This is a genomic window from Pseudarthrobacter sp. As-47 (assembly GCF_058215595.1).
The window spans coordinates 3,083,904-3,110,649 of the sequence record NZ_CM177088.1; the positions used below are offsets into that span (position 1 = coordinate 3,083,904).

Consider the following 26,746-nt stretch of genomic DNA (forward strand, 5'->3'; position numbering starts at 1 on the left):
ACTTGGCTGTCACGTTCGGCTCACCCGGGTGCGCTAGCTTGGTCCGTATGTTGACAGGATTCAAGAATTTCATTATGAAGGGCAACGTCGTAGACCTTGCCGTCGCCGTCGTGATGGGTGCCGCTTTTGGCGCTGTCGTGACCTCCATTGTCGAGGGCCTGCTCACACCCCTGATCGGGCTCCTTTTCCAGGCGAAAGGCATCGAGGAGATGCAGTGGGAGGGGTTCCTGTATGGACAGGTCATCTCCTCCATCATCTCGTTCGTGCTGATCGCCGCCGCGATCTACTTCGTGGTCATCATGCCCATGAACCACATGATCGAACGCCGCAACCGCAGGCTGGGAATTAACACCGACGTCAAGGAAGAAGCGGACGAGGATCCGCAGATCGCCCTGCTCACCGAGATCCGGGACGCGCTGAAGAGCAGTTCCTAAACCTTCATCACCGAAAGTGGCCCGTTTCCTTCCCGGAAACGGGCCACTTTTTTGTTTGCTGGTTACTCGCTGACCAGTTCCAGGGCGAGTTCGGCGCGGACCACTTGGGCCAGGTGCTCGGCGATGGAGTGGGCGGTTTCTTCGTCCGCGGCCTCCACCATTACGCGCACTACGGGTTCCGTGCCGGAAGGGCGGAGCAGGACACGACCGGTGTCGCCCAGTGCGGCTTCCGCTGCCGCCACGGCCTGGGCGAGGACCTCGTTGCTTCCCGCCCTGGTGCGGTCCACGCCCTTGACGTTGATGAGGACCTGGGGAAGCTTGGTCATCACCGTGGCGAGTTCCTTGAGCGGCTTTCCGGTCAGGGCGATCTGGGCGGCGAGCTGCAGTCCTGTGAGGACGCCATCGCCGGTGGTGGCGTAGTCGGCGAAGATCACATGGCCGGACTGTTCCCCGCCAAGGTTGAAGCCGCCGTCGCGCATCTCTTCCAGCACGTAGCGGTCCCCCACTGCCGTTTCGCGGATGGTGATACCGGCCTGGCGGAGGGCGATCTTCAGGCCGAGGTTGCTCATGACGGTGGCCACCAGGACGTCGTCCTTAAGCTTTCCGGACTTTTTCAAGGCAACGGCGAGGATGGCCATGATCTGGTCGCCGTCCACCACGTTGCCCTCGTGGTCCACGGCGAGGCAGCGGTCGGCGTCGCCGTCGTGGGCAATTCCCAGGTTGGCGCCGTACTTCAGCACAGCCTCCTTGAGCGGGCCAAGGTGGGTGGAGCCGACGCCGTCGTTGATGTTGTGGCCGTCCGGTTCAGCCCCGATGACGATGACGTCTGCGCCGGCGTCCTTGAACACCTGGGGCGAGCAGCCGCTGGCCGCACCGTGGGCGCAGTCCAGAACCACTTTGATGCCCTCCAGGTTGTGCGGGAGGGTGCCCAGGAGGTGGACGATGTAGCGGTCCTCGGCGTCGGAGAAGCGCTGGATGCGGCCCACGTCCGCGCCGACCGGGCGCACCGCCTCCTTGGACATCTGGGCCTCGATGGCGTCCTCGACGTCGTCCGGCAGTTTCTGGCCGCCGCGGGCGAAGAACTTGATGCCGTTGTCCGGTGCAGGGTTATGGGAGGCGGAGATCATCACGCCGAAATCCGCGTCCAGGTCAGCAACCAGGTATGCCGCCGCGGGCGTGGGGAGGACACCGGCGTCGTAGACGTCAATGCCGGAGCTGGACAGCCCGGCCTCCACGGCGGCGGCGATGAATTCGCCGCTGGCGCGCGGGTCACGGGCCACCACGGCACGAGGCCGCGTTCCGTTGGAGTTGCGGTCGTGGCCGAGCACGACGGCGGCCGCCTGGGCCAGCTGCATTGCCAGCTCCGCCGTCAACAGACCGTTCGCCAGGCCCCGGACACCATCAGTTCCAAATAATCTAGACACCGGTCAAGTCTAGAGGATGGGCAGCGCAGCACCTGCGTAGCCCGGCAGTCCAGACCGCTTCTACTTGGTGAGTACCTGCGTTCCAGCAAGGGCAATTACTGGGACTACTTGGTTCTTTTCGTTGTTACCTGTCTTTCCCCAAAAGCCTCGCCATGGCTATTTCGGCACCCCTACGATCCAATGCATGACACCTAGCTATGGGGGCTTGGCGCTCGAAATTGTTGTACCGGTCTTTAACGAGGAAGCGGTACTCGAAAACAGCATCACAAGGCTCGCCGAATACTTGACGCACGAAATGCCGTCGACGTGGAAAATAACCATCGCCGATAATGCAAGCACCGATCGGACTCCGGTGATTGCCGCTCGACTCAGCGAGCACATGCCGAATGTTGAGTATCGCCGCCTTGACGTCAAAGGGCGCGGATACGCCCTGAGGGATGCCTGGGGCGCTTCCGACGCGAAGGTCCTTGCCTATCTGGACGTGGACCTTTCCACAGATCTGGCCGCGCTGCTGCCCTTGGTCGCTCCGTTGTTGTCCGGGCATTCCGACATTTCTATTGGCACTCGTCTGGGCCAAAGTTCCCGTGTAAGCAGGGGTCCCAAACGCGAATTCATTTCAAGGTCCTACAACTTCCTTCTCCGGCGGACCATGCAGGTGCGTTTCTCGGATGCCCAGTGCGGCTTCAAAGCGATCCGCGCTGACGTTGCGAAGCGCCTCCTCCCCCATGTGGAGGACAACGGGTGGTTCTTCGATACGGAGCTCCTGATCATTGCAGAGCGCTCCGGACTGCGCATACATGAAATTCCTGTCGATTGGGTGGATGACCCGGACAGCCGTGTTGACATTAAGCAGACCGCTCTCGACGATTTGCGGGGCATGGTGCGTGTCGCCGGTTCCCTGGTGAAAGGGGTAATTCCAGTAGCGGCGATATACGCCGAATTGGGTCGCCGTCCGATAGTGCCGTCGGGCCGACCCAGCTTCTTTGGCCAGGTTCTTCGTTTTGGACTGGTGGGGGCTGTCTCCACGCTTGCTTTCGCCTTGCTTTACCTCGTTCTCCAAGGACCTTTCGGGGCGCAGGAGGCAAACTTCCTGGCCCTCCTTCTGACGGCTGTCGGCAATACTGCCGCCAACCGCAGGTTCACCTTCGGGATCAGTGGTCCCGCGAAGTTGTTCACACAACAGTTTCAGGGCTTGATTGTATTTCTACTCGCTTGGACCATAACGTCCTCATCATTGTTAGTGCTTCACGTGTTCATTCCTAACGCGGCGCCGAATTTGGAACTGTTGATCCTAACTACCGCCAACGTAGTCGCTACTTTGATGCGCTTTATTCTTCTACGCCTCTGGGTGTTCAGGGTGAGGCGTAGCGACGAGCGCCTCAAGGTGTCCGTTGCTTCAACCTTGGCACCAAGCGGTCGCATTCTCTGAACTGACTGCTTGGCCTAGGCCCTGGTTCCAACGGTGGCGTTCAGGTGCAGCCGTAAGGCGACCTTTCCAAATACCCGCAACTGGTGAAGCACAAGACTTCCGTTCGTTTATATACGGCTCCCCCACCAGCTCGATCAACTGAGGAAGAAGGCAATCGACGTTGTCCATTTCAACGATTTCCGGACCAAAGCCGGGAGATATTACGCCGCGTTGGAAGAGCCGTTGGGGTTTCCGGTTGACCGCTGAACTCCAACGATTCTGGCGCGGCCCCGCTCAGGACCCCTCATGGGAGCGCCCCACCCTAGTTTTTCTCCTGGCGTTCAATGCAGTTCTATACAGCTGGAATTTGAGCATTAATGGATGGGCCAACTACTTCTACAGCGCCGCCGTGCAAGCCGGCGCGATTGACGCCAAAGCGTTCTTCTTCGGTTCTTCAGACTGGGGCAACTCGATTACGGTGGACAAGCCGCCCCTCAGCCTTTGGATCATGGGACTTTCTGTCCGCTTGCTGGGTTTCAATCCCACAGCCATGCTGATTCCTCAGGTGTTTATGGGGGTCCTAACGACTCTACTCGTCTACCTAATCTTGAAACGCTGTGTCTCCAGCATGGCTGCACTCTTCGGCGCAGTGGTCTACTTCACCACTCCAATCGTCACGCTGATGTCCCGGTACAACAACCCCGACCCGCTAATGTTGCTGCTAATGGTGGCCGCTGCGTGGTGCGTGCTCCGCAGCATTGAAACCGGACGTGGGCGCTTCTTCATTATGGCGGGCGCCTTATTAGGTTTAGCCTTCATGACCAAGCAGTTGCAGGGACTACTAAATGTACCGGCCCTTGGCCTGGCCTTCGTCCTGTTCAGCCCACAAGCGTGGCCGAAACGTCTAGCAACGACAGTCGGCGGTATCACCGCACTGCTGGTCACTGGGGGTCTTTGGATGACGACAGTGGACCTGATTCCCGGTGATCACAGACCGTATGTGGGAGGTTCGCCCTCCAACAGTGTTCTACAACTTACGTTTGCCTACAACGGTGTTGATCGAATTATCAGCAACGGCGCAATACCCGAAGCCATGCAGGTCCCGGCCCGCTTCCGCACCGTCGACAGCGATGCAGGACTCTTGAGACTGCTGAACGCAAATTACAATCAGGAGGCATCCTGGCTATTGATTAGCGCGCTGCTCGGTATCGGTTTATTGGCAATTCACTGGAGGAGTCTCTCCCGGTCCGGGACTATTCGCCCTCTGGCCTTACTGTCAGGAGCTTGGCTTTTCACAGCATTTTTTCTGCTGAGCTTTATGGGAGAGCAGATCCACACCTATTACACCGCGGCCTTGGGACCGCCACTGGCCTTGGTACTGGGGCTTACGCTAAACACCCTAATCGCCAAGCGGAATTCGTTGCTTACTCGTCTTGGTGGGGCTGTCATAGCTATCGTTGCCCTGCTAACAGCCTGGCTGGTGCTTGGAAGCGCCGAGTGGCCAAATTGGATACCACCAATTGTCCTTGGCGTTGGACTCGCTGCAGTTGCGGTACTCGTCGTCAAACCCCCGGCAATCAGAATCGAGCGCGGCGCCGCGGCGCTTCTTGCTATAGCGATGTTGATTGGCCCCGTCATCACGTCTGTTACCAACGTGACTGTTGGTTTCAATGGGTCAAATCCGCTTTCGGGAGTGCTCTCCAAGAATCCCGCGAGCATCAGCCACCTAATGGCTTCGCTACGAAAAGGAGAACTCGCCTGGGGACATGACATTGCTTTCGGTCGCACCCCTGACCCCAAGGTCGTTGAGACTTTAGCCAGCACCAGTGACTGCACATGGGCAGCGGCTACTTACGCCAGTCAAACGGCAGCTAGACTCCAGCTGGAATCTAGTCGCGCCGTCATGCCGCTGGGAGGCTTTTCTGGGAGCGACCCCACCCCCACTTTGGAGAGCTTCAAAGAGAAAGTAGGGGCTGGAGAGATCTGTTTCTTCATTCAGCAGGAGGCCTTCCTCGAAGTACAGGCAACCGACAGCGAGTCAACGGCAATCTCAAGCTGGGTTGAGGAGAATTTCTCCTCAGAAGTGCTCGACAACACGACGGTGTACCGGCTGACGACAAACTAAACAACCGAAAACAGAAGCCCGCCCCGCCATGCGGCGGGACGGGCTTCTGTGTAAGCGGATTTAGCGCTTGGAGTACTGCTGAGCCTTGCGGGCCTTCTTGAGGCCGGCCTTCTTGCGCTCGATAACTCGGGCGTCGCGAGACAGGTAACCGGCCTTCTTCAGGGTGGCGCGGTTGTTCTCGACGTCGATCTCGTTCAGCGAACGGGCGATGCCGAGGCGCAGTGCACCGGCCTGGCCGGAGATGCCGCCGCCGTGGATGCGGGCGATGACGTCGTAGGCGCCTTCGAGATCAAGGATCTTGAAGGGCTCGTTGACGTCCTGCTGGTGCAGCTTGTTCGGGAAGTAGTTGTCCAGCGCACGGCCGTTGATGGTCCATTTGCCGGAGCCGGGCACAACGCGGACGCGTGCAACGGCTTCCTTGCGGCGGCCAACAGCTGCGCCGGCAACGGTCAGGGCCGGGCGCTCCTTCTTCGGCGCAGCGGCGTCAGCAGCTGAGCTTTCAGAGGTGTAGCTGGTCAGGGTTTCCTCAGCCTCAACGGCTTCGGTGGTCTCTTCGTTCTGAGCCACGGTTCTCCTTGTATAGATAAGTTGTTTGGTGGCCAGGACTACTGGGCGACCTGGGTGATTTCGAAAGTCTTGGGCTGCTGGGCGGCGTGCGGGTGCTCAGCACCGCGGTAAACCTTCAGCTTGCCCAGCTGCTGTGCAGCGAGGGAGTTCTTGGGGAGCATGCCCTTGATGGCCTTCTCAACGGCGCGGACCGGGTTGGATTCCAGGAGTTCCGCGTAGTTGACGGAGGTCAGGCCGCCCGGGTAGCCGGAGTGGCGGTATGCGCGCTTCTGCTCCAGCTTGGCGCCGGTGAGGGCAACCTTTTCAGCGTTGATGATGATGACGAAGTCGCCCATGTCCATGTGGGACGCAAAGGTGGCCTTGTGCTTGCCGCGCAGCAGGATTGCGGTCTGGCTCGCGAGACGACCAAGGACAACGTCTGTGGCGTCAATGACGTGCCACTGGCGGTTGATATCGCCGGGCTTCGGGGTGTACGTACGCACGGTGTTTGCCTCGTTCTTGTTCTGGCGTTCTTGTTTAGGTGTCACTAGCTCGTGCACCTACTATCTGCGCGCTACCGGAACAGAGGTGAGGGCTCTATGTAACCAGTCATCCTGTGGTTCCGAATGTGCACGTTGAGTAGTTATCCTGCAACCGGATTCTCAAGCGGGCACGCACCATCGGAATAGGACACGCACAACGACTCCCAAGATTAGCGCGTTAAGGGCTTCAGGGTCAAAATGGGGTAGCCGGAGGTTACCCAAGCGCTCCCGGCCTAACGGACGCAGGGGGTCGCGTGGTTGCATCGGGTACAGACGGTTCCATCGCGTGGCTGCTGGTCGCCGCAGCCGCCCTCTTAGGGCTGGTCCTCTCCCCACTTGCCGAGACCCTCATTGCCAAGCGACTTCCCCGGCTGGGCGGCCTTCCTACTGTCCCTGTCAGAATGTCGACGGCGGCAATTACGGCCGTTCTTTGCGTCGCCTTTAGTTTGCGGTTCGGCTTGGGATCTACCCTGCCGGCTTTCCTGTTCCTGGCAATTCTCGGCGTGCAGCTGTCCCGGATCGACGTCGCCCTGCATTTGCTGCCCAACCTGCTCGTGCTCATACTACTTGCCGGCGGTTCCCTGCTATTGCTAGTCCCAGGGTTTCTTAATATGCAGGGCTACGACCTGCTTCGCGCGGCACTCGGAGCCCTGATTCTGTTCGCTGGTTACCTCGTTTTGGGCCTTATTTCCCCGGGCGCCATCGGAATGGGCGACGTAAAGCTCGCCGCTCCTGTCGGCCTGTACCTCGGGTACCTAGGGTGGAGCCAGTTGCTATATGGGGGCTTGCTCGGCTTTCTTCTCAACGGAGTGGTCACCTTGTTCTACTTGGGTCGAAAAGGGCGAAAACAAGCCGCAGAAGTACCTCATGGGCCTTCAATGATCGCTGCCACAGCAGCAATGGCGCTACTTTCCGCCTAGCCGCACTTGGCAAAACCCGGCACCACCTATTTGGGCTCGTGACAGGCCAACCAAGTAGTCCGCCGCGTACTCGCCTGACCCCCTGAGTACTACCCGGTGTTTTCAAGTACGTACTTTTCACGTCTCCTCGAAAATTCGAGTACAACTACGCATTGTTGCCCATGCCCCTCACTGACAATCTTTTCTTAGCGAAGTCCAGCCGCTAAGGAATTATGGGGGCAGCTGGAAATTCGTTGAAATTAACTAAACCCATTTCACCGAATTAAAGGAAATTACAATGACTGCACTTATGGTCTCGATGATGGCTCTCGTCGCCGGCATCAAGGATCGGTTCGAATCCGAAAAGGGCGCAACGGCCACGGAGTACTCGCTGCTGGTCGCATTCATCGCCTTGCTCATCATCGTCGGCGTTACTGCCTTCGGCGGCGCGCTGAACACCTGGTTCACCAACCTCGGCACTCGGGTCGGCGGTTGGTAGACCCTGCCCCGATGCAGGTGCGCCACGACCAGCGGGTTCCTGCGACGTGGCGCACCTACATCCACCGGCAATTTACACGGGTCATCCGTCTAAGGCTTCAACCAACAAATCGATTGGGGAGATCAGTCGCCGCTACTGCGACGGCAGATCGCTGACAAAGGAACAGAAATGACTCCATCTATGGTCTCAATACTCGCCTATGTTGCTGGTATCAGAGAACGATTCGCTACAGAAAAGGGCGCCACCGCCACCGAGTACTCGCTCTTGGTTGCGTTTATCGCTCTGCTCATCATTGTCGGCGTTACCGCGTTTGGCGGTGCACTCAATACCTGGTTCACCAATCTCGGCACCACTGTCGGCGGCTGGTAACCCGCATCCGAGGAGTGTGCCGCCCCACCTGCAGTGGAAGCGGCACACTCCTGTCGATCCGATAAATCCTCGGGGGATCCGTTGAAGAAGACCCGCAAAGAAAATAGGGAGCACAAGAGTCGTGGTGCCATTGCCGTGGAGTTCGCACTGGTGGCCCCCGTGTTGCTGGCCCTCGTCACCGGCATCGTCGAGTTTGCCAATGCCTACAACGCTCAAATCTCAGTTACCCAAGCAGCGCGTGAGGCTGCCCGCACGATGGCCATTAAGAACAGTCAATCCGATGCCAAAGCGGCAGCCGCTGATGGGGCGCCGGGAATCAACTCCTCAGCGTTCGCGTACTCCTTCAGTCCCGCAACCTGCACTCCCAATGCCACAGCCAAGGTGACTATCAGTTATCCGGCTGCCACCTTAACGGGACTCTTTGGCAGCTCAGTAACCCTCACCGGAGTAGGAGCGATGCGATGCAATGGATAGCTAAAGATTCCGATCACAGGGAGCGTGGAGCTGCCGGAGTCATCGTGGCGGTGATGATGGTGGTACTCATCGGCGCCGGCGCCCTGGCTGTCGACACGGGGCAGATATACGCCGAACGGGCGCAGTTGCAGAACGCAGCGGACGCGGGGGCCCTTGCAGGCGTGGATATCTGCTCTGTAGCCGGTGGCTGCACGCAAGCTGACGCCAATGCAGTTGCGGAGGCCCTGGCCGACAGCAACTCTAACGACAACAAGACCACGGTTCAGTCCGTTGACCTTTCAGTTGCCGGCCAGGTTACCGTAACTACTTCGACGAAGAACGGAAACACAGGCGCCGGCTTCCTCAGCAAGATGTTTGCCAGCGCGTTGAACGCACCTCCCGTTACAGTCGGTGCGACCGCAACGGCCAAGTGGCTCTACCCCACAAAGGGTGTCACCGTCCTACCCATAACGTTCGCCCCATGCGAGTTCAAGGAGGACGGACTCCCCCACAAAATTCTCACCCAAGGCGGCGGCAGCGGAGCCCAGGACTGCAATGGGCTCAACCCGTCGAACCAGATCATTCCCGGCGGTTTCGCATGGCTCAAACCTGACGGCTCCACGGGATGCAATGTCACTGCGGAAGTCGGCGAGTGGAGCGAGACGAGCGCTGGAGCTGCTGTTCCCAACGGCTGCATAGATCTCTTCAACCCGTCCCTGAATCCCTCTCTGGCAAATTCGACCGTGGCACTACCCGTTTACAAGTACACCTGCGATGGAATGCCCGCAGCGCAGTTCGGCACCTGCAACGGAAGCTCCGTTCAGTACTTCATTGAGAAGTGGGCGGGATTCAAAATCCAGGCCTGGAACTTTTCTGGTCAAGCGAAATACGACCCGACCAACGTATTCGGTGGAAGCGAGAAAGGTCTCTATGGGACTTTCGTCGGCTACTCCGCCGATCCGGCCCTCTTCACCGGAGGCACCACCACCCCCACGGGCAACGTCGTTGTCCTTGGGCTGATCAAGTAAGAATCATCAAAGGGGAAGACAGTGAAAGCACGCCTACTGGGAGGCATCGCCGCGCTAGTTATCGCAATAACCGGCACATTCCTTCTTATTACCTACGTACAATCCGCGGACGCCCGTGCCATGGCTGGCACCGAGACCCAAGAAGTCTTCGTCGTTCAAGCCGACATAGCTGCAGGAACTCCGGCAAGTGAAATAGGCGGGGCGGTCGTAAAGAAGCCGCTGCCTAAGTCAGCAGTTACTGGAGACAGCGTTACCGATCTTGCGGAACTGGGCTCGAAAGTAACAGCTGTGTCCCTGGTCCCCGGAGAGCAGCTGTTGTCCAGCCGGTTGGTAGAGCCGGAATCTTTCCTGGGACCGTCCAGGGTTGCCGTACCCGAAGGTATGCAGGAGATCTCGCTCAAACTGCCGATTGAACGGGTAGTGGGCGGAAAGATAACGGCCGGCGACACCGTCGGTGTCTTCATTTCCCTGACGGACTCAACCGGAGACGGCGAGAGTGCCACTGAGTCAGCTGGTACCCAGCTGACTTTCCATAAAGTGCTCGTCACCGCCGCCCAGTTCAGCAACGGGAGCCCAGCTCAGCCTGATGCAGCAAAAGAAGGGGAATCTGACGGCGCCCTCAGCTCCAGCGAGAATCAGAGTGACGGCACGTACCTCATCACTGTTGCCCGCAACTCCGTAGAAGCCGAGCGCCTCGTATACGCTGCCGAATTCGGCAGGATCTACCTTTCCAAGGAACCAGCCGAAGCCACCGAGGGTAACACCGGTGTCGTGGACAAGACGAAGGTATTCCGATGAGCCGCTTTGTACTCATAACCGCAAATACGGATTTTGAACGCCGGGTTCGGATGGCAACAGTCGGCATGCCTGGCTCGCTCCAGTACTTCCAAGCCGACTACCTCCCGCAGGGCCCTGAAGAAGTTCTAAGGCAGCTGCTGGGGGAACCTCCCGAGGTATTCATCCTCGGTCCGGGCCTACCGGCGGACGACGCCCTGAAGTTCGCCGCTGTCATGGACCTGCAGTATCCGGAGATCAGCATGATCCTGGTCGCTGGAGAGTCATCAGAAGTCGCGATTCAGGCCATGCGGGCGGGCGTTCGCGACCTTCTGGATCCGACGGCCGAAGTGGACCACATCCGGGTCATCGTGGAACGAGCCAGTCTGGCCTCAGCCGGCCGCAGGCGGGGCCTGGCACCAAGCAGCTCCGAGCACCACGAACACTCCGCCGGCGGGCGCATTATCGCCGTCATCTCTCCCAAAGGAGGCGTTGGCAAAACAACCGTGGCAACGAACATTGCGATAGGACTGGGGAAGGTTGCACCAATGGGTGTAGTCATCGTCGACCTCGACCTCCAGTTTGGCGACGTTGCGAGCGGGCTCATGCTGGAGCCCGAGCACACCATTACGGATGCTGTTGTGGGCGCTGCCAGCCAGGATTCCATGGTTCTAAAGACCTACCTGACAGTTCATCCAGGGGGAATCTACGCGCTGTGCGCGCCAAAGAACCCGGTCGAAATGGACAGGATCAGCGGAGAAAATGTCAGTCATCTACTGTCACAGCTGCGCCAGGAATTCCAGTACGTGGTCGTTGACACTGCACCTGGACTCGGGGAGCACGTTCTGGCCACGCTGGACATGGCCTCCGACGCCGTATGGATTTGCGGCATGGACGTTCCCAGTATCCGCGGACTCCGCACTGGCAACCAGATTCTTGCGGAGCTGAACCTGCTGCCTGAACGGCGGCACGTGGTGCTCAACATGGCTGACCGCAGAAGCGGACTGACCCTTCAGGATGTCGAAGCAACCATCGGCGCGCCGGTGGATGTCGTACTCCCCCGTTCGAGGACCTTGCCATTCTCAACCAACAAGGGTGTACCGCTGCTTCAGGACGGCACCAGGGATCCTGCCATTAAGGGCCTTCGGCAGCTCGTTGAGCGCTTTAAGCCCAATTGGGAAGAACGACCACACAAGAAGTTGCACAGAAGGGCGGTTGTCCAGTGAACCTCTCACGCAGGCTGGAAAAGGTGCGCGGTACTGAGTCAACCGCACCAGTAGCTGAAGCTGAGCTGCAAAACGCGTTCGTGTCCGCAACGGGCACTCTTGAACCGGCCACTCTTGGGCGGATACATGAGGCGAAATCCGCGGAAATAGCCGAAGTCGTTGAGCTAACCCCGACGGCTGCTGTGGCCAGCGGCGCCCTCAGCGCATTGAAGGAACGTGCTAGTCAGGCGCTTTACGAGCGACTCGGAGCGCGCATCACTGACTCATCGCTTGAGGAGGCAGAGCTCCATCAATATGTAAAAGACGAGCTGAAAATCGTCGTCGACGAAGAGCAGGTCCCCCTCACATCCACCGAACGGCAGCGGCTGATCCGGGAGATCATTGACGACGTTCTTGGCCACGGCCCCATCCAGCGCTTCCTGGATGATCCGTCTATTTCCGAAGTCATGGTGAACCGTTTTGACCAGGTCTACGTGGAGCGCGCTGGCAAGCTGACACTCACCGACACGAAGTTTGCATCCGACGACGCACTGCGTCGGGTGATCGAACGTATTGTCTCCAAGGTTGGACGCCGTATTGACGAGTCTTCTCCCTTGGTGGATGCGCGTTTGGCTGATGGCTCCCGCGTCAACGCAATCATCCCGCCGCTTGCGGTCAACGGACCGGCATTGACCATCCGAAAGTTCGGAGGCGATGCGCTCACAGTACAAAAGCTGATTGGATTTGGCAGCCTGTCTCCTGAAATGGCAGAACTTCTCCAGGCCTGCGTGCTGGCGCGGATGAACATCATCGTTTCTGGCGGCACGGGCACCGGCAAAACTACTTTGCTCAATGCACTGTCGTCCTTTATCCCGGCTTCGGACAGGATCGTCACCATCGAGGACGCGGTGGAGCTCCAGCTCCAGCAGGACCATGTGGTCAGGTTGGAGAGCCGGCCGGCAAACATTGAGGGCAAGGGGGAGGTTGCAATCCGCGACCTCGTCAGGAACTCACTACGCATGCGGCCTGACCGAATCGTAGTAGGCGAAGTCCGTGGCGGTGAATGTCTCGATATGTTGCAGGCCATGAACACCGGGCACGACGGTTCCCTGTCGACCGTCCATGCCAACTCACCCCGGGACGCGATCGCCCGCCTGGAGACTCTGGTTCTGATGGCCGGTATGGACCTGCCGCTTCGGGCAGTAAGGGAGCAAGTGGCTTCAGCCGTGAACCTCATCGTCCACATTTCCAGGCTTCGTGATGGAACCCGGCGAGTCACTCACATCACGGAGGTTCAAGGCATGGAGGGCGAGATCGTAACCCTCCAGGACGCTTTCGTCTTTGACTACTCAGCCGGCGTAGATGCAAGCGGACGTTTCCTGGGGAAGCCCATTCCGACAGGCGTTCGCCCACGGTTCACAGACCGGTTTATTGAGCTAGGGATCCACGTCTCACCCCACATTTTTGGGGCCGACCAGATTAGGGGTCGATGACAGTGGCAGTCGACACTCCTGTTGCGATGTTCATGGCTGGCCTGTTCCTGGTCTACGTTTCACTGGCCCTGGTATTCGTAGTTGTGTGGAGAGGGAGGTCCGGCGTCCCCCTCTCGCGGAGACGCCCGGACGTTGTCCAGCACTCTTCCAGCCTGTCCCGCTTGACCAACCAGGCCGTAGGGGTCCTGAACCGGGGTCTCAAGAAGCGGCCTACCGGTATCTTCAACAGGGAAAAGCTGGAGCAGGCAGGTCTGAACAAGGATCCGGGAGATTATCTATTGATGGCGGGGGCCATCACATTGGTGGCGACGGTGCTGGGCTTCTTCCTTGGCGGCCTTGGAATAAGCATCCTCGCGTTTATCATGGCTCCGATCCTCCTTTACGTTGTCCTCAACTTCCTCATCTCCAGGCGCCGAAAGACGTTCGACTCGCAAGTACCGGACACGCTGCAAATGTTCTCCGGCGGTCTTCGTGCAGGCCACAGCTTGCTTCGTGCCATCGATGCAGCCGCGCAGGAAAACGATGGACCAATGGCCGAAGAGCTTAGCCGTATCGTCAACGAAACCAGGATCGGCCGCGATCTGGGTGAGTCCATGGCAGATGTTTCGCGGAGGACGGCCAGCGAGGACTTCTATTGGATTGCTCAAGCCATAGAAATTCACCGCGAAGTGGGTGGCGATCTGGCGGAGGTACTGGACCACGTCGGAGAGACGATCCGCGACCGAAACCAGGTCAAAGGCCAGGTTAGGGCCCTGAGCGCGGAAGGAAGAATCTCCGCCATGGTTCTCATGGCATTGCCTATCCTGATGTTCATTGGACTGGTGACGTTCAACCCGACGTACGCGCGGGTGTTCACGACGACCTTCATCGGATTTGTCATGCTGGCCGCCGCTATCGCACTTCTCTCTACCGGCGGGCTTTGGCTCAGCCGCATCATCAAGCCAAAGTACTAGGGGACACGACATGCAACCCATCGCTTTAGCAGCAATCTTGGCAATTATCGTTCCTATCTCCGGCATGGTCTGGCTGTCTTTCACGGGGGATCGCGCAGGAATGCGTCGAATAAGAGCCAACCTCGGCGGCCGCCCCAGCCAAGCCGTGCAGTCCGTCAACATCAGCCAGCAGTTAACGGATCTGTCAAAGCGCATCACGCCCAGGAGCTACGAGGCCTGGCTGGACAAGCAGTTGGCGGGTGCGGGTCGGCCAAAGCAGTGGCCGCTTGCCCGGATTCTCATGGTCAAGCCCCTACTCGCTTTTGGTGGTGCAATTCTTGGCCTCCTGGTCTTCATGGGCGCACCCTCCGCCGGCAGGTTCGCGATCGCGGTAGTCATCGTGGCACTGGCATACTTCATTCCCGACCTTCTTATCCGCAACCGGGCCCAAAAGCGGCGGGAAGAAATCCGGCTTGAACTCCCCAATGCCTTGGATCAGATGCTCATCTCCGTCCAGGCCGGCCTCGGGTTTGAGTCAGCAATGGGCCGGGCTGGCGAGAACGGGCGAGGGCCATTGGCGGATGAACTCATCAGGACGCTGCAGGATATTCAGGTCGGACGCTCGCGCAAGGAGGCATATCTGGCTCTTGCTGAAAGAGTGGATGTGCCGTCAGTCCGCACATTCGTTCGGGCTGTGGTCCAGGCCGACACCTACGGCATTGCCATCGCCGGTGTCCTCAAGACACAAGCGAAGGATATGAGGATCAAACGCCGGCAGCTTGCGGAAGAACACGCGATGAAGATGCCAGTCAAAATGCTGTTCCCGCTCATCTTCTTCATTCTTCCCACTCTGTTCATCGTTCTGCTGGGGCCAGCCGTGCTTCAGATCATGTCGGTGTTCTCGTAGGTGCAGCATGAATCTACATAACATTCTGAGCCAGGATCGTCTTCGCAGGGCGGTCACGAAGGTCATTACGGAACAACGCGGGTCCACGGCAACGGAATACGGAATGCTTGTTTCATTCCTGGCACTGGCCTTGGTCATCGGCGTCACGGCTTTCGGTCAAGCGCTCAACCTTCACTACCAAAGCCTTGCCACGGCACTTCGAACAGCCCTAGGCATCCCTTAGCCTCTCCATGAAAACGCGCCGTTAGGCGCCCCACATACCGGACCCCCTCGGCACCCAGAACCGAGGGGGTCCGCTTGTGTGCTCACAGACTTGCGAAATCCAGCGTTAGCGCAGCGATGACCCAGCAAAACCGCAGGAGAAATACACCGCGTAAAGCCTTTGCGCAGGATGCTCCAAGATCCGGGATTAGCGGCAATTCTGCTTGCTAACTTCGTTTCAGTGCTGGTGCAGGGCCAGCCATCCGTCTCGCTCAGGAGTACAGAATGCTTTCTCTTTACACCAACCTCATGATCCGCCTCCGCAACGAAGAAAAAGGCGCCACGGCCGTTGAGTACGGCATCATGGTTGCCCTCATCGCCGTCGTCATCATCGTGGCTGTCAGCACCCTCGGCGGCCAGCTCGGAACTATGTTCACCGGCGTCTCGACCGACATCGCCAACCCGCAGACCACCGCCATCCCCACCCCGTAGCACCACCTGATACGGTTCCGGCCCCCATATCGGAACCGCACCGCCTCAAAGAAGCAGGCAAAGAACACGAGTCATCCAAGAGGAGGTGCAGCAGGTGTCACACGATTCGGAACGCGGTGCAGCCGCCGTCGAATTCGCGATCCTGCTGCCCCTCCTCTTGATGCTTGTCCTGGGCACCATCGAATTCGGCCGCGCCTACAACGCCCAGATCACCCTCACCAACGCAGCCCGCGACGGAGTCCGGGTCATGGCCATTGGCAACGATCCGGCTGGAGCCAAGACCGCCGCCCAGAACGCGGCAGCATCCGTCAGCAGCACCATCCCCACCTCGGACATCACGCTCAGCACCAACGCGTGCAGCACGGGCGCCCAGGTGACCCTCACCATCAAGTACAACCTGGCCACCATCACCGGCATCGCCGGCCCGTTCCCGATGACCGGCAAAGGGGTCATGCTGTGCGGCGGCTGACCCAGGACAAAACAAACGAAAATGGCGCCGTCAGCGTCATCGTCGCCATCCTCATGGTGACCCTCCTCGGCTTCGTGGCCATCGCCGTGGACGTCGGGGTGATCTACTCGGAGCGTGCACAGCTGCAGAATGGGGCCGACGCCTCCGCTATTGCCCTGGCGCAGAAGTGCGCACGGAATGCAGCGGATCCGGTGTGTTCCACAACGTCCCCCCTCGCCACCAGCCTGGCCAACCAGAACGCGCTGGACGGCATGAGCAAAGTGCACACCATCGAGCTCGACAAAACCGCCCGGAAAGTCAGCGTCACCACCTCCGCCAAGGAAGCAGGCGGCACGGACAACTCCGTCTCCCTCTTCTTCGCGGACGTCCTCGGCGTTCCAAACAAAGAAGTGGGTGCCCGGGCATCGGCCATCTGGGGAAGCCCCAAGGCCGGCCGCACCGCTTTTCCCCTGGCATTCTCGATCTGCCAGGTCAAGGACAACATCGGCGGCAGCCTCCAGCTCCTCCAGGAACACGGAAAGAACGCCAACGCCGACTGCAACTACGGCCCGTCCGGGGCGGCAGTTCAGGGTGGCTTCGGCTGGCTGGTCCAGGACGCCGGAAAGTGCGGCGGCACCATCGACCTCGCCGTCAGCGAAGGCGGCAGCGACCCCGGCAACAATGCTCCCGGCAACTGCACCACCGAACTCAACCGCTGGGCCAGCGACATCACCGCAGGCCGCGACGTCATCGTCCTCCTCCCAGTGTTCAACAAGGTCACCGGAACCGGCGCTGGCGCCATTTATGGGCTCGTCTCCTTCGCAGCTTTCAAAGTCACCGGCTGGAAGTTCAGCGGCGGCACCGGCCTACCGTACGAATTCCGAAGTGAAAAATCCACGACGACGGGCGTCACCACCGCCACCGAATGTAAAGGTGAGTGCCGCGGCGTCATCGGCAGCTTTGTCAAGTACGTCTCCCTCGCCGACGGCTACACCCTAGGACCCGTGGACGAATACGGCGCCACCATCGCACGCCCCACCCTCTAGTCACCATCCCAGATATTCAGGAGCTGAAAGTGAAGTCTCGCCTGCTCGCCGGAACGGCCGCGGTTGCCCTGGCGCTCGTGGGAGCCCTCCTCATCATCTTCTACGCGAACGGCGCCGACCAGCGCGCCCTCGCCTCCACCGAACCCGTGGACGTCCTGGTGGTCAAGACCGCCATCCCCGCCGGGACCCCGGTCAACGACATGGCCACCTCTTTGGTCATCGAGAAGGTCCCGGCAGCAGGCAAATCCGACAGCGCCCTCAGCACCCTGGAGGGAAAGGCCAACACCGTCAGCGCAGTGGACCTTGTCCCAGGCGAACAGCTCTTGGCCGAGCGGCTCGTTGCCCCGGCCGACGTCAAAGAACAGGGCGCCGTTGAGGTCCCCGCCGGACTTCAGGAAGTCTCCTTCGAAGTCGAGCCCAAGCGGGTGGTGGGCGGCAGGATCGACGTCGGGGACCACGTAGGCATCTTCCTCACCTTCGAAGCCGGCGCCTACAAGGCCAAGACCGACGACGCCACTACCCAGATGACAGTCCGCAAAGTCCTCGTCACCGCTGTCCAGCGCGCGCCCCAGGCCGCGAGCGCGGAGAAGCCGGCCGACGGCTCGGATCCTGCGGACACCACACTCCCGGAGGGCTCGCTCATGCTCACCGTCGCCGTCACTGACGTCGACGCCGGCAAGATCGTTTTCGCCTCGGAGTTCGGCAGGCTGTGGCTCACCAAGGAACCCCTGGACGCCCAGGACAACGGACCCCGGATCGAACGCAAGGAAGTGGTCTACAAGTGAGCCGGTTCGTCCTCCTCTCCCCCAGCGCCGAGTTTGACCAGAAGCTGCGCGCCGCCGTCGCCCACGGCCTCCGCGGCTCCGTCCAGACCATCGCCTCGGACATCCTCCCCGCGGGCCCCGCCGAACTGTTCGCGCTCCTCAACCAGGAGCAGCCCGAAGTCCTGATCATCGGCCCGGATGTTCCCTACGAGGAGGCCCTGCGGTTCGCCAAGGTCTTCGACGTCCAGCTCCCCGGCCTCAGCCTGGTGCTGGTCAGCGACATCGACCCGTCGTTCCTGGTCCACGCCATGCGCGCCGGCATCAGGGACATCCTCAGCCCGCAGGCGGACGCCGCCGAGATCCGTGTGCTGCTGGAGCGCGCCTGCCAGTCTTTCGCCACCCGGCACCGGAGCCCCGAAACACAGGCGGCGGACAACGGCGGCAAGGGCCTGGTCATCGGCGTCTTCTCGCCCAAGGGCGGCGTCGGCAAAACCACACTCGCCACGAACATCGCCATCGGCCTGGGCCAGATCGCCCCCATGAGCGTGGTCATTGTGGACCTGGACCTGCAGTTCGGCGACGTCGCCTCCGGCCTCTACCTCAACCCCGAACACACGGTCACGGACGCCGTCACTCCCGCCGCAGCCCAGGACTCCTTGGTCCTCAAGGCCTTCCTCACGGTGCACCCCGCCGGGATCTACGCCCTGTGCGCGCCGCCGAACCCAGTGGACGCGGACCACATCACGCCGGAGCAGGTCACCCGACTGCTGGAACAGCTTGCCCAGGAATTCCAGTACGTCGTCCTGGACACGGCCCCCGGCATGCCCGAAATCGGCCTCGCCGCCATGGAACAGTGCACCGACGTCGTGTGGGTCAGCGCCATGGACATCCCCAGCCTCCGCGGCCTGCGTTCGGGCCTCGAGGTACTCCGCCAGCTGGAGATCATGCCCGAATCCCGGCATGTGGTCCTGAACATGGCCGACGCCAAGGCGGGCCTCAACGTCCGGGACGTCGAGTCCACCATCGGCGCCCCGGTGGACGTCAGCGTTCCCCGCTCCCGCGCCGTGGCCCTGTCCACCAACCGCGGCATCCCCGTCCTCCAGGAATCCAAAAAGGACCCCGCCGTCAAAAGCCTCCGCCAGCTGGTGGAGCGATTCAACCCGGCGTGGCGTACCCAGACCCAGCGGAAGCTGCACCGAAGGGTAGTCATCTGATGAAACTCTCCGAACGGATCAGCGCGGTCCAGAACCGCAACCAGTCCGCCGGCAGCAGCGTTGCCGTGCTCGAACCACCGCGTCCCGCGGCGGCCCCGGCCAGAACCGGACAGAGCGAGCCGCGGCACCTGCCCGCCGCTCCCGCCGTCGTGGTTCCAACGTCCGACGCCGGTGCCTCCCCTGTGCCTTCAGCTCCCTCAGTGCCCAAGGCACAGTCCGTGGATGTGTTCGCCGCCATGAAGCACCGTGCGGCAACCGCGCTTTTTGAGCGGATGGGCGCGCGCTTCAACGACGCGACGGCCACAGAGCACGAGCTGCGGAGTACGGCCAAGGAGGAACTGAGCCGGATCATCGACGCCGAACAGGTTCCGCTGACGCCCGAGGAACGCACCCGGCTTGTCCAGGATATTTCGGACGACGTCCTGGGCTTTGGGCCCCTCCAGCGCCTGCTGGACGATCCCGCCGTCACCGAGATCATGGTCAACCGGATGGACCAGATCTACGTTGAACGCAAGGGCAAGCTGACCCTGACGGAGTCCCGCTTCAGCTCGGAGGACCACCTGCGCAAGGTCATCGAGCGGATCGTCTCCAAGGTGGGCCGCCGCATCGACGAGTCCTCCCCGCTGGTGGACGCCCGCCTCGAGGACGGCTCACGCGTCAACGCGGTCATCCCTCCGCTGGCCGTGGGCGGCTCCTCACTGACCATCCGTAAATTCAGCAAGGTCCCCCTCACTGTCCGCAACCTGATCGACTTCGGAACCCTCACCCCCGAGATGGCCGAGCTGCTCAATGCCTGCGTCAAGGCCAAGCTCAACATCATCGTTTCGGGCGGTACAGGCACCGGCAAGACCACCCTCCTCAACGTCCTGTCCTCCTTCCTGCCCGCGGACGAACGGATCGTGACCATCGAGGACGCCGTGGAACTGCAGATCCAGCAGCAGCACGTGGTCCGGCTCGAAAGCCGCCCGCCGAACACCGAGGGCAAGGGCGAAGTGACCATCCGCGAACTGCTGCGGAACTCGCTGCGCATGCGCCCGGACCGGATCGTGGTGGGCGAAGTCCGCGGCGGGGAATCGCTGGACATGCTCCAGGCCATGAACACCGGCCACGACGGCTCCCTCTCAACGGTCCACTCCAACTCCCCCCGGGACGCGGTGGCCAGGCTGGAAACCCTGGTGCTGATGGCCGGCATGGACCTGCCGCTGCGCGCCATCCGCGAACAGATCGCCTCCGCCGTCAACCTCATCGTCCAGATCTCCCGGCTCCGTGACGGCTCCCGCCGCATCACCCACGTCACCGAAGTCCAGGGCATGGAAGGGGACATCGTCACCCTCCAGGACGCCTTCGTCTTCGACTACTCCGCCGGCGTGGACGCCCACGGCCGCTTCCTCGGCAAGCCCGTGGCCACCGGCATCCGGCCACGCTTCATCGACCGGTTCGAGGACCTGGGCATCCACGTCTCCCCCGGAGTCTTCGCCGGACCCCAGGCGGCGGCGGGCCAGAACCACGGCGGACGGTGACGGACGCCATGATCCTTGCTGCCGGAACCGCCGTCCTCCTCACAGCCGTGGCCCTGTTCGGCGCCGCGGTGCTGCTGCCAAGCGCGCCGGACGTGCCGCTGGACCGCCGTCGTCCCTTTGATCCCGAACCTCCCTCTTCCCTGACGCGTTTGGCGCTCTCCGCCGTCCGGTCCTTCGAGCGGCTCCTCGCCGGCCGGAACATCCCCCTCTTTGCACGGCCCGAGCTTGAAAACGCCGGGCTCCGGCTCAGCCAGGCCGAGTTCTTCCTGCTGGTGGGAATCGGCGCAGGCGTAGGGATGCTGGTGGGCACCGTCGCCGTGGGACCCCTGGTGGGGCTCCTCCTGGCACTGCTGGCGCCCTTCATCGGAAAACTCGTCCTGGGATTCCTTGCCGGTAAAAGGCGGGCCACCTTCGACGGCCAGCTGGGCGACACCCTCCAGCTGCTGTCCGGCGGCCTCCGCGCCGGGCACAGCATCCTGCGCGCCATCGATGCTGCGGCGGCAGAATCACAGAAGCCAACGTCGGAGGAAATGCGGCGCGTGATCACGGAGACCAGCCTGGGCAGGGACCTGCTGGCCGCCCTCAACGACACCGCGGACCGGATGAAGAACGAGGATTTCGTCTGGATCTCCCAGGCCATCCAGATCAACCGCGAGGTGGGCGGCAACCTGGCCGACGTCCTGGACCAGGTTAACGAAACCATCCGGGAGCGCGCCGAAATCAAGGGCCACATCAAAGCCCTGGCGGCCGAGGGCAAGTTCTCCGCCTACATCCTCATCGCCATGCCGTTCGGCATTGTGGCCATGCTGCTTGCTGTGAGCCCGAACTACATGAACTCCATGTTCACCCATCCCCTGGGCTGGGCCATGATCGGGGCTTCGTTTGTGCTCATGACCATCGGTGCGCTGTGGATGCGCAAGATCATCGACCTGAAGTTCTGAGGACGCCATGAACCTGACAGTTCTCCTCTCCATCCTGCTGGTCTGCGTCCCCCTGGCCGGGCTGGCATGGTCCGTCCTGACGGTGGACAAGCAGGGCCGCCTGGCAGCCACCGAGCTCCTGGCCCGCGGCGCCGCGCCGGTCACGGTCGCAGCCACCGGCAAACCCGGAATGCTTGAAGGCGTCGGCCGGCTCCTCACTCCCCCCGCGTATGTCGCCTTCCTTGACCGGCTGCTTGCCCTCGCCGGCCGGCCGGCCTCGATGCCGCTGGGCAAGGTCCTCGGCTCCAAGCTGGCGATAGGCCTGGCGGGCATCACGGTGGGCATCTACCTGACGGCTATCGGGAGCACACCGCTGATGAAGCTCTGCGGCCTCTTTGTCCTGTTCCTGGGCTACTTCATCCCGGACCTCCTGCTCTACAGCAAGGGGCAGGAACGCCAGAAGGTCATGCAGCTGGAACTGGCCAACACCCTGGACCAGATGCTGATTTCCGTGGAAGCGGGACTCGGCTTCGAAGGCGCCATGGCCCGTGCAGGGGAAAACGGCAAGGGGCCGCTGGCTGAAGAACTGGTCCGGACCCTGCAGGACATGCAGGTGGGCCGCAGCCGGCGTGAGTCCTATACCGCCCTGGCCGAACGGACCAGCATTCCGGAGCTGCGCAGCTTTGTGCAGGCCGTGGTCCAGGCGGACACCTACGGCATTGCCATCAGCCGGGTGCTGCGGGTGCAGGCCAAGGTGATGCGGGTAAAGCGGCGCCAGCGGGCCGAGGAGAAGGCGATGAAACTCCCGGTGATGATCCTGTTTCCGCTGCTTTTCTTCATATTCCCGGTTCTCTTTATCGCCATTCTTGGACCGGCCGTCATTAATACCGTGGTGACTTTCAGCGGACAGTAAAGCCAACGCAGTCCCGGCTGAAAGATCGCTCAAGGTTTCCACAGGATCCCCCGAAATAGGACAACGGAAGAATTTCAGGAAGTAGCCTTGAACAATGCACAGTCAAGATCCCGGCACCAGCCGCGAGGCCGCCGCTGCGGGCTCCTTGCAGCCAGGGATCTCTTCAGCCGCCGGGACTGCACGGCCACAGGAAGCGGCCGGTCTCTTGCCGCTCGTTGACGCAGCCGTCCTTGAAGAGCTGGAGGACGAGCTGGCCGGCTCCGGCCTCGCCCAGCGGTTCGCCCGCGACTACGCCGCCATGTGGGACCAGCGCTACGCCCGGCTGGCTGCGGCGGTGGACGGACAGGACAGAGCCTCCGCCCTGGACGCCGTCATCAGCCTCAAGATCACGTCCGCCATGGTGGGCGGCCTGCGGCTGGCGAAACTCGCGGAACTGCTGGAGTCCGTGATCCGCCTGGGCGACTTCGGCCAGGGCCGGGCGCTCATGGAACGCGTGGCCCAGGACGGCGGGCAGACGGTCACCGAACTCCAGGCCACCTACATCCTGGAAAACGACTGACCGCGCCTACTCTTCGAACGGCCTGCTGGGGGCCAGCCGGTAGCCCACGCCGCGGACCGTCTGGAGCCAGCGCGGGGACAGCTGGTCCTCCTTGAGCTTGCGCCGCAGGTTGCCCACATGGACTTCGACGGCGCGCTCGTCCGCTTCGCTGATGTACGTGTCATGCTCGTAGAACTCGCCGCGCACAGCCCGCACCAGGTCAGCCCGGGTGCACACCGCCCCGCCGCCCCTTAGCAGCACGTGGAGCAGGTCGAATTCGCTGCGGGTCAGCCCTAGCGGTTCGCCTTTGATCTCCACTGTCCGGGTGCGGTGGTTCAGGGTCAGGCCGTTATGCTGCAGGACGGCTGAATCGTGGCTGCCCGGCGCTGCGGCCGCCGTTGAAGGCGCTCCCCATGCCGGCGCGGGCCTCTGGCCGTTGATCTCATGCCTCGGCCGCCGCATCATGGCGGCCACCCGCGCCCGCAGCTCCCTGGGCCGGAAAGGTTTGGCGATGTAGTCGTCAGCTCCGGCGTTAAGCGCAGACAACAGGTCCGGCTCCTCTGTCCGGCCGGTCAGCATCACCACGTAGGCGTTGCTGAAGTGGCGGATCCGCCGCAACACTTCAAACCCGTCAATGTCCGGAAGCCCGATATCCAGCGTGACGACATTGGCCTGCTTGCTGCGGACCACTTCCACGCCGGCACGTCCGTCCACCGCTGTATGCACTTCGAATCCTGCCTGGGTCAGCACTCCCTCAAGGAGGTTGCGTACGTCGGCATCGTCTTCAATTACTACAGCCACACCAAGTTCATCCATTGATATCCCTGTGCCAGGCGGACATGGCCCCCCATCAGCCCAGCGCCAATGCCATACCCGCTCCAACCATTTATACGCTACTAGTAAGCCCGGCTGATCACATCCTTTTCAGCAGTCATTCTGGAAAGTCAATTACTATGACAAGACATGTGGATTATGCGACGAAAGGATGTGCCAAAGAGTGGCCAGCAGGAATTCGAGCGCACGCGCGGACCGGCTGTCCGGTCCAGGCCGCGGGACCCGAATCCAACCGGTGGCTGAGCACCTGTTCCAGCGCGGACCTGCCCGCTTCTTCCGTGGCCTCGGACCACGGGCGCAGGTGGCCCTGTGCCAACTGCCGCTGACCTTGATCGTGGCGGCGCTGGCCGTGGCCACTCCCTTCGCCTGGCCAACCCTGCTGCACAGCCCCGTCTACCTGTCCGGCATCCTCCTTCACGGCGCACTGTTCCTCGGCTGCCTCCTGGTGCCCTGGGAACGCCTGGCCCACCGGCCCTACCTGCTGGTCCCGATCCTGGATTTCCTGGCCATCGGGCTGCTCCGGAACGGCGCCGCGCCGCTGCTCCCGGGACTGGCAGTCCTGGCGGTCTTCCCGGTGATCTGGCTCTCGGCCTCGGGCATGCTGGCCCGGAGCAGCCTGGTCCTGAGTTTCTTCGGCACCATGCTCATCATGGTCCCGTCACTGGCCGGCCGTTTCCCCGCTCTAACCGCCTCAGACATCACCACCGTGATCCTCTTCCCCCTCATGATGCTGTCCGTCTCCCTCGCCATCCGCTTCGCCAGCGTGCACCTTCGGCTCCAGCAGCAGGAACTGGCGCAGAAGGACAGGGAACTGCGGACGCTGCTGCACGAAAGCCGGGAGCGGGAAAAGCTTCTCCAGACGGTCCTGGACGCCACAGACGTGGGCATTGCCGCCGTCGACCGTTCCGGGCAGCTGCTGGTATCCAACAACCGGCAGCGGCATTTCCGCCAGGCAACGGGCGCGGACGACGCCCTGCCGGGACAGGGCCACCAACTGATCTTCGGGCAGGACCGGCGCACCCTGCTGCCGCCCGGGAAACGCCCGATCAGCCGGGCCATCGCCGGGGAGTCCTTCGCGGACTACCTGGTCTGGGCCGGAGAGGGAGCGGACCAGCGCGCCGTGTCCACGGCCGCCAGGCCCCTGGTGGGCGAGGACGGCAGCTTCAACGGCGCGGTAGTGGTGTACACCGACGTCACCGGCTGGGTGGAGGCGCTGGCCGCCAACCAGGAGCTCGTCTCGAATGTGTCCCACGAGTTCAAGACGCCACTCAACTCCATCATCGGCAACATAGACCTCGTGCTGGACGACGACGGCGCCCTGCCGACGCAGGTGGCCCACCGCCTGCGGGTGGTCCAGCGGAACGCGGAACGGCTGCTGGCCCTCGTGGCGGACCTGACGGCGTCGGCGTCGACTGCCCTGAATGTGCATCCGAAAAGGACGGACCTCGCCAGCCTGGTGGAGACGAGCCTGGGGTCGGCGCAGGCGCAGGCAGAGCGGGCCCACATCCGGCTCAGCGCGGACGTGCCCTCGCCCCTGTGGGCCTACGCGGATCCGCTCCGGATAGGCCAGGCGCTGGACAACCTGGTGTCCAACGCCATCAAGTACTCCCCCGACGGCGGCACGGTGAGCATCAGCGCCCGCGCGGGCAAGGACTGGGTCCAGCTCAGCGTCAGCGATACCGGAATGGGAATGTCCCGGGAGGACAGCGCCAGGGTGTTCAAACGCTTCTTCCGCACGGAATCCGCCCAGCGCGCTTCAATCTCGGGGGCCGGGCTGGGACTTTCCATCACCAAGATGATCGTGGAGGGGCACGGCGGCACCATCAGCTGCGAGAGCGGCCAGGGAAAGGGCAGCACGTTCACGGTGACCCTGCCCGCGGACGGCCCTCCGCCGTCGTTCTAGTGTTCGCGCAGCGCCCTGGTCAGCTCTGCCCGGGCCAGCAACTCGTCGTCGGACGGGTAGGCGACCTCTTCCAGCACCAGCGGGTGCGGCGCGGCGAGGACCGACTTAGCGTCCCGCTTTTTCGCCAGGAGCCGCTCGTGCAGCCAGCCGGGTTCCTCGACGCCCTCCCCCACGTACAGCGCAGACCCAATCAGGGCCCGGACCATGTTGTGGCAGAACGCGTCGGCCTGCACCGTGGCAACAATGACGCCGTCCTCCCCCCGCGCAAACTCGAAACGCTGCAGCTCACGGATGGTGGTGGCGCCCTCCCGGGGCTTGCAGAAGGACAGGAAGTTCTGGAGCCCCAGCAGCTTGGACGCGCCCTCGTTGAGCAGCACAACGTCCAGCGGGTTCTTGTGCCAAAGGGTGAAGTAGCGTTCCAGCGGATCCCACAGGGCGGGCCCGTCCGCGATGCGGTAGCTGTACCGGCGCCAGAGGGCGGAGAAGCGGGCGTCAAAGCCCGCGGGCGCCGGCGAAATCCGGTGCACCTCAACGGCGCCTGTCAGGTCGCCGAGGATCCGGCTCAAGGCACCCCGGACGCGGCGCAGCATGGCGACGGCGGGATCAAGTTCGTGCCCCCGCGGCAGTCCCTGCCACTCGGCTTCCGTCAGGTCCAGGTGGACCACCTGCCCGCGGGCGTGAACGCCGGCGTCGGTGCGCCCGGCCACGGTCACGCGGACAGGGCGCCGGACCAGCAGGTGCAGGGCTTCCTCCAGGACGCCCTGGACGGTCCTCCGGCCCGGCTGCAGCGCCCACCCGCTGAAGGGGCCGCCGTCGTACGACACATCAAGCCGGACACGCAAAAACCCGCCGCCCCCCAATACGGGGGCCGCGGGTTTTTGGTCGTTCATAGACCCAAGTCTATGCGAAGAACAT

General features: G+C 62.0%; 28 protein-coding genes. 23 read left to right on the forward strand and 5 right to left on the reverse strand.

Annotated elements, in window-relative coordinates; all coding sequences use genetic code 11:
- The first annotated feature begins 47 nt into the window (after positions 1-47).
- Complete coding sequence (gene mscL / locus AC4BCK_RS14200; protein WP_310109255.1) at positions 48-434, forward strand: large conductance mechanosensitive channel protein MscL; 387 nt, start codon at positions 48-50, stop codon at positions 432-434.
- A 62-nt stretch (positions 435-496) separates the two neighbouring features.
- On the opposite strand, the gene glmM is transcribed toward mscL, so the two are convergent.
- Positions 497-1,858, reverse strand: coding sequence for a phosphoglucosamine mutase (gene glmM, locus AC4BCK_RS14205; protein ID WP_490566039.1), 1,362 nt, complete (start codon positions 1,856-1,858; stop codon positions 497-499).
- Positions 1,859-2,042: 184 nt separating this feature from the next.
- On the opposite strand from glmM, the gene AC4BCK_RS14210 reads away from it, so the two are divergent.
- Both AC4BCK_RS14210 and AC4BCK_RS14215 read left to right on the forward strand, forming a co-directional pair.
- Positions 2,043-3,287, forward strand: coding sequence for a bifunctional glycosyltransferase family 2/GtrA family protein (locus AC4BCK_RS14210; protein ID WP_490566040.1), 1,245 nt, complete (start codon positions 2,043-2,045; stop codon positions 3,285-3,287).
- A gap of 160 nt (positions 3,288-3,447) precedes the next feature.
- A complete protein-coding gene (locus AC4BCK_RS14215; protein ID WP_363936957.1) occupies positions 3,448-5,391 on the forward strand; it encodes an ArnT family glycosyltransferase in 1,944 nt (647 codons plus the stop codon).
- Positions 5,392-5,451: 60 nt separating this feature from the next.
- Here AC4BCK_RS14215 and rpsI read toward each other — a convergent pair whose 3' ends face one another.
- Both rpsI and rplM read right to left on the reverse strand, forming a co-directional pair.
- Complete coding sequence (gene rpsI / locus AC4BCK_RS14220) at positions 5,452-5,958, reverse strand: 30S ribosomal protein S9 (protein ID WP_050684362.1); 507 nt, start codon at positions 5,956-5,958, stop codon at positions 5,452-5,454.
- 38 nt (positions 5,959-5,996) lie between these two features.
- The gene (gene rplM / locus AC4BCK_RS14225) at positions 5,997-6,440 is read right to left on the reverse strand and encodes a 50S ribosomal protein L13 (protein ID WP_015937805.1); all 444 of its coding nucleotides are present in this window, start codon (positions 6,438-6,440) and stop codon (positions 5,997-5,999) included.
- 293 nt (positions 6,441-6,733) lie between these two features.
- Here rplM and AC4BCK_RS14230 point away from each other — a divergent pair, with 293 nt between their 5' ends.
- The 19 genes from AC4BCK_RS14230 (at position 6,734) to AC4BCK_RS14320 (ending at position 23,115) form a co-directional block, all read left to right on the forward strand.
- Positions 6,734-7,399 carry a prepilin peptidase gene (locus tag AC4BCK_RS14230; protein WP_364270715.1) on the forward strand — a complete coding sequence of 222 codons (666 nt, stop codon included), beginning with the start codon at positions 6,734-6,736 and terminating at the stop codon, positions 7,397-7,399.
- A gap of 277 nt (positions 7,400-7,676) precedes the next feature.
- Positions 7,677-7,877, forward strand: a complete 201-nt coding sequence (locus AC4BCK_RS14235; protein WP_188809635.1) for a Flp family type IVb pilin — start codon at positions 7,677-7,679, stop codon at positions 7,875-7,877.
- Between the two features lie 168 nt (positions 7,878-8,045).
- The gene (locus AC4BCK_RS14240) at positions 8,046-8,246 is read left to right on the forward strand and encodes a Flp family type IVb pilin (RefSeq protein WP_188809634.1); all 201 of its coding nucleotides are present in this window, start codon (positions 8,046-8,048) and stop codon (positions 8,244-8,246) included.
- Positions 8,247-8,327: 81 nt separating this feature from the next.
- Complete coding sequence (locus AC4BCK_RS14245) at positions 8,328-8,720, forward strand: TadE/TadG family type IV pilus assembly protein (protein WP_188809633.1); 393 nt, start codon at positions 8,328-8,330, stop codon at positions 8,718-8,720.
- Positions 8,708-9,727: a pilus assembly protein TadG-related protein gene (locus tag AC4BCK_RS14250; RefSeq protein WP_490566041.1), complete on the forward strand. Its 1,020-nt coding sequence runs from the start codon at positions 8,708-8,710 to the stop codon at positions 9,725-9,727. The genes AC4BCK_RS14245 and AC4BCK_RS14250 overlap by 13 nt, the downstream gene beginning before the upstream one ends.
- Before the next feature lie 21 nt (positions 9,728-9,748).
- Positions 9,749-10,525, forward strand: coding sequence for a Flp pilus assembly protein CpaB (gene cpaB, locus AC4BCK_RS14255; protein ID WP_490566042.1), 777 nt, complete (start codon positions 9,749-9,751; stop codon positions 10,523-10,525).
- Positions 10,522-11,727: a CpaE/TadZ family protein gene (locus tag AC4BCK_RS14260; RefSeq protein WP_188809631.1), complete on the forward strand. Its 1,206-nt coding sequence runs from the start codon at positions 10,522-10,524 to the stop codon at positions 11,725-11,727. The genes cpaB (AC4BCK_RS14255) and AC4BCK_RS14260 overlap by 4 nt, the downstream gene beginning before the upstream one ends.
- Complete coding sequence (locus tag AC4BCK_RS14265; RefSeq protein ID WP_363936971.1) at positions 11,724-13,199, forward strand: TadA family conjugal transfer-associated ATPase; 1,476 nt, start codon at positions 11,724-11,726, stop codon at positions 13,197-13,199. Before AC4BCK_RS14260 ends, AC4BCK_RS14265 begins: the two co-directional genes overlap by 4 nt.
- Positions 13,196-14,152 (forward strand): type II secretion system F family protein, encoded by a 957-nt coding sequence (locus tag AC4BCK_RS14270; protein WP_188809629.1) that lies wholly within the window; start codon positions 13,196-13,198, stop codon positions 14,150-14,152. The genes AC4BCK_RS14265 and AC4BCK_RS14270 overlap by 4 nt, the downstream gene beginning before the upstream one ends.
- A 10-nt stretch (positions 14,153-14,162) precedes the next feature.
- Entirely contained in the window at positions 14,163-15,038 is an 876-nt protein-coding gene (locus AC4BCK_RS14275) for a type II secretion system F family protein (protein ID WP_188809628.1), read from the forward strand.
- A 486-nt stretch (positions 15,039-15,524) separates the two neighbouring features.
- The gene (locus tag AC4BCK_RS14280; protein ID WP_363936976.1) at positions 15,525-15,731 is read left to right on the forward strand and encodes a Flp family type IVb pilin; all 207 of its coding nucleotides are present in this window, start codon (positions 15,525-15,527) and stop codon (positions 15,729-15,731) included.
- 94 nt (positions 15,732-15,825) lie between these two features.
- A complete protein-coding gene (locus tag AC4BCK_RS14285) occupies positions 15,826-16,200 on the forward strand; it encodes a TadE/TadG family type IV pilus assembly protein (RefSeq protein ID WP_471900657.1) in 375 nt (124 codons plus the stop codon).
- Positions 16,188-17,225: a pilus assembly protein TadG-related protein gene (locus tag AC4BCK_RS14290; RefSeq protein WP_364270735.1), complete on the forward strand. Its 1,038-nt coding sequence runs from the start codon at positions 16,188-16,190 to the stop codon at positions 17,223-17,225. The genes AC4BCK_RS14285 and AC4BCK_RS14290 overlap by 13 nt, the downstream gene beginning before the upstream one ends.
- Before the next feature lie 29 nt (positions 17,226-17,254).
- A complete protein-coding gene (cpaB, locus tag AC4BCK_RS14295; protein ID WP_490566043.1) occupies positions 17,255-18,010 on the forward strand; it encodes a Flp pilus assembly protein CpaB in 756 nt (251 codons plus the stop codon).
- On the forward strand, positions 18,007-19,203 hold the full coding sequence (locus tag AC4BCK_RS14300) for a CpaE/TadZ family protein (RefSeq protein ID WP_490566044.1): 1,197 nt from the start codon (positions 18,007-18,009) through the stop codon (positions 19,201-19,203). The genes cpaB (AC4BCK_RS14295) and AC4BCK_RS14300 overlap by 4 nt, the downstream gene beginning before the upstream one ends.
- Positions 19,203-20,723, forward strand: coding sequence for a TadA family conjugal transfer-associated ATPase (locus tag AC4BCK_RS14305; RefSeq protein ID WP_490566045.1), 1,521 nt, complete (start codon positions 19,203-19,205; stop codon positions 20,721-20,723). Before AC4BCK_RS14300 ends, AC4BCK_RS14305 begins: the two co-directional genes overlap by 1 nt.
- A gap of 8 nt (positions 20,724-20,731) precedes the next feature.
- Entirely contained in the window at positions 20,732-21,664 is a 933-nt protein-coding gene (locus AC4BCK_RS14310; RefSeq protein WP_490566920.1) for a type II secretion system F family protein, read from the forward strand.
- Positions 21,665-21,671: 7 nt separating this feature from the next.
- Positions 21,672-22,556, forward strand: a complete 885-nt coding sequence (locus AC4BCK_RS14315; protein ID WP_251422174.1) for a type II secretion system F family protein — start codon at positions 21,672-21,674, stop codon at positions 22,554-22,556.
- A 94-nt stretch (positions 22,557-22,650) separates the two neighbouring features.
- Positions 22,651-23,115: an Hpt domain-containing protein gene (locus AC4BCK_RS14320; RefSeq protein WP_251422171.1), complete on the forward strand. Its 465-nt coding sequence runs from the start codon at positions 22,651-22,653 to the stop codon at positions 23,113-23,115.
- Between the two features lie 6 nt (positions 23,116-23,121).
- Here the strand turns inward: AC4BCK_RS14320 and AC4BCK_RS14325 are convergent, their stop codons facing one another.
- Positions 23,122-23,910, reverse strand: coding sequence for a response regulator transcription factor (locus tag AC4BCK_RS14325; RefSeq protein ID WP_366277200.1), 789 nt, complete (start codon positions 23,908-23,910; stop codon positions 23,122-23,124).
- 253 nt (positions 23,911-24,163) lie between these two features.
- Between AC4BCK_RS14325 and AC4BCK_RS14330 the strand changes: the two genes are divergently transcribed.
- Positions 24,164-25,831, forward strand: coding sequence for a sensor histidine kinase (locus AC4BCK_RS14330; RefSeq protein ID WP_364318807.1), 1,668 nt, complete (start codon positions 24,164-24,166; stop codon positions 25,829-25,831).
- Here AC4BCK_RS14330 and AC4BCK_RS14335 read toward each other — a convergent pair.
- Positions 25,828-26,721 carry a tRNA pseudouridine synthase A gene (locus tag AC4BCK_RS14335; protein ID WP_400591142.1) on the reverse strand — a complete coding sequence of 298 codons (894 nt, stop codon included), beginning with the start codon at positions 26,719-26,721 and terminating at the stop codon, positions 25,828-25,830. The genes AC4BCK_RS14330 and AC4BCK_RS14335 overlap by 4 nt on opposite strands.
- Positions 26,722-26,746: the final 25 nt, after the last annotated feature.